This window comes from Phormidium sp. CCY1219, from assembly GCF_035615515.1.
GTDB lineage: Bacteria > Cyanobacteriota > Cyanobacteriia > Cyanobacteriales > Laspinemataceae > CCY1219.
On the sequence record NZ_JAJENT010000817.1, the window covers coordinates 1 to 2902 of the forward strand.

2 protein-coding genes are annotated in these 2902 nt (G+C 53.4%); both read left to right on the forward strand.

Features of this window, described 5'->3' with window-relative positions; genetic code table 11:
* The first annotated feature begins 66 nt into the window (after positions 1 to 66).
* Positions 67 to 1341, forward strand: a complete 1275-nt coding sequence (locus LKK83_RS25585; RefSeq protein WP_324634280.1) for a HEAT repeat domain-containing protein — start codon at positions 67 to 69, stop codon at positions 1339 to 1341.
* A gap of 460 nt (positions 1342 to 1801) precedes the next feature.
* Positions 1802 to 2773, forward strand: coding sequence for a S66 peptidase family protein (locus LKK83_RS25590; RefSeq protein ID WP_324634281.1), 972 nt, complete (start codon positions 1802 to 1804; stop codon positions 2771 to 2773).
* Positions 2774 to 2902: the final 129 nt, after the last annotated feature.

Below are 2902 nucleotides of genomic sequence, written 5' to 3' on the forward strand. Positions count from 1 at the left end.
GAGAACTCCTCCCTACGCATAAATGACGAGGGTTTCCGTTCTCCCCCTTACCAACCCTAATTTCTGATGAGCGCCTACCACCCCACCTTATTCTTGATTACCATTCTGACTTGCCTGGGATTGGCTCCGAGTGCCAAGGGTAGGGTTGCGATCGCCCCCCCCGATGCCTCTGTCACAGGACAAACCCTGGCGATCGCACCTACCTCAACTCCCCCCCCAGATAGCGCTGACGATTTCACTCCCTCTTTCCCCCTCTCTACCTCAAGCCATTCTTCTGTTCGGGTACCGCTTTCCTCCCCCGACACGCACTCGTTTCTACTCGCCGATCGCCTCTCGGTGAGTGCCACCGCCCGCTCTACCCCAGACAACTCCCTGTTCTTGGCGCAATCTTCCTCAGAAGATACCTCGGACGAGTCTACCTCTGCCCCAAAATCTGAGAAAACCGGCCTTTCTACCAAAGACTTAATCTGGTTGCTGTTACTCGGTTTCGGCACTCTGTCTTTTGCCGGCATCTTCGCCGGGGCGTTTTACTTGCTGACTCATTCGGGCAAGGAGGAACCGGATTGCGACTCTCCACCACCGGATTCTGACTCCGATGACGATCGGGATATGCCGGCGGAATTCTTTCCCCCCCCGGAAGACAAGCCCCCCATGCCTCCCACCTACAGCGATCGCCCGCCGGATCCCGTACCTCCGACGACTTGGGACGCCAATGGCTCTCACCAACCCGCCGTGGGGGTGAGTGACAAGCTCCCTCCACCACCGCAAGACACTCCTCCCCCTCCTCCCCCTCCTCCTCCTCGTGCACCTTCTCCCTCCCCCACTGAATCTCTCGCGGTTCCCGAATCTCCCCCCCTTGCCAAAATCGATAATGTGGAACGCTCGATCCAACAACTCAGTCATAGCAGTCCCACTGAGCGTCGCAAGGCAATTTGGACCCTGGGTCAACAAGGCGATACCCGCGCGGTTCAGCCTTTGATCCATTTACTGATGAATTCCGATTCCAAACAACGCAGCTTAATTTTGGCCGCTTTGTCGGAAATTGGCTCGCGCACTCTCGAACCGATGAATCGCGCTTTGGCCCTTTCCCTGCAAGATACCAATCCGGAAGTCCGCAAAAACGCAATCCGCGATTTAACCCGCATTTATCACTTGCTCTCTCAAACTAGCCAACTCCTGTGCCACGCCGCTGAAGATTCGGATGCAGAGGTTCAAGAAGCCGCAAAGTGGGCTTTATCTCAACTCAGTCGCATCCGCTCTGTCTCTCATGCTGACACTCGCACCCGGTTGCAAAATTGGACCAGTCCTCCCCCAGAAAATTATCCCGAGGATATCCCCTAATTTATCCCCTGCTTGTCCATTTGCCCTCCCTCTGTGGCAACAGGCACCCCGCATTCGCCCAAAACAGCGGACTCACCGGCAATTTCCGTTATCGTCTTACATCGCTTCTTGGTAAATATACTCTCGCAGTCAGAAAATTAATAAATCCCCAGCGAAACGGCAAAATTCAAGAGATAAAAATCTTGTCCAGAAATCCACCGCCACCGGTGTGGCACTATTTTTGATTCTAAATCCTCTTTCCCTGCAGGGGATCGCGGTTTGGCCAAGTTGAAAACTACTCTCGGGCAGCATCAGGGGAAAGGAAGGGAAAAAAATAGAGAAATATCAATTTCTGCTCAAAATTAACTCCTCAAACCAACTATAATTATCTTGCCAATTGAAAACCCCTTACAGATGAGGGTGTAAACCCGGTGTATTTACAGCAGATGTGTCAGTGCGGTTGTGGTTTGAATAGGTAAAAATGGGAGTAGAAAAACAGTATAAATCCAGTGCAAAAATGCAAGTTCCCTCGCCGTTGAAACCGGGGGATTTGTTGCGAGTCATCGCCCCGAGTGGTTGTCTGCGAGAGCGAGAAAGGTTCGATCTCGGGGTGGAGATTTGGCGATCGCGCGGTTATCGCGTGGAATTGAGCGAGGGTTACGATTCCGCTTGGGGCTATTTGGCAGGCAGCGATCGCGATCGGCGTGGCCAATTGTTCGCCGCATGGCACGATCCGAACTGTGGCGCTATCCTCTGCGCTAGAGGCGGTTACGGTGGGGCAAGATTGCTGGAAGAATGGACTTGGACCGCGCCAGCAAACCCCGATAATTCCCCGATTGTCAGCACTGCCCCGGTGACGCCTAAATGGGCGATCGGATTTTCCGATATTACCAGTTTATTGTGGAGTTTGTGCCAACATGGGGTGATGGGAATACATGGGCCTTTGCTGACTACAATTTCCGACGAACCGGAATGGTCGATAAACCGCTTGTTCGATTTAGTGGAAGGACGAGAAATCGCGCCACTGCAAGGGAAAGGATGGGGGGGCGATCGCGTCACCGGTTATTTACTGCCGGCGAATTTAACCGTGGGCACCCACTTACTGGGAACCCGCGCCCAACCCAATTTAACCGGTGCCATTCTCGCCTTTGAAGATGTGGGCGAAGCACCCTATCGCATCGATCGAATGCTGACCCAATGGCGGATGATGGGGGCATTGGAAAAGGTGCGCGGGATTGCATTAGGGCGCTTTAGTCAGTGCGACAATGTGGCCAAACCCCCGAGTTTTACCGTGGCGGAAGTCTTGCGCGATCGCTTGTCAGATTTAGGCATTCCCATTGTGTCGGATTTGCCCTTCGGTCACGATGGGGAAAATGCCGCCTTGCCCGTGGGGGCTGAGGCGGAATTAGACGGCGATCGGGGCATTTTAACGGTGAAGAATCCCGTGGGTTGATGGGGGCGGTTTATTCGGCGATCGCCCTCCACGCTTCGCCGCATTCCTTATGCAGATACATTTAACCCGGAAAAATCTAGCAATTGCTGGAAGTTTCTGAGTATGGCACAATCTGGAATGAAATTATTG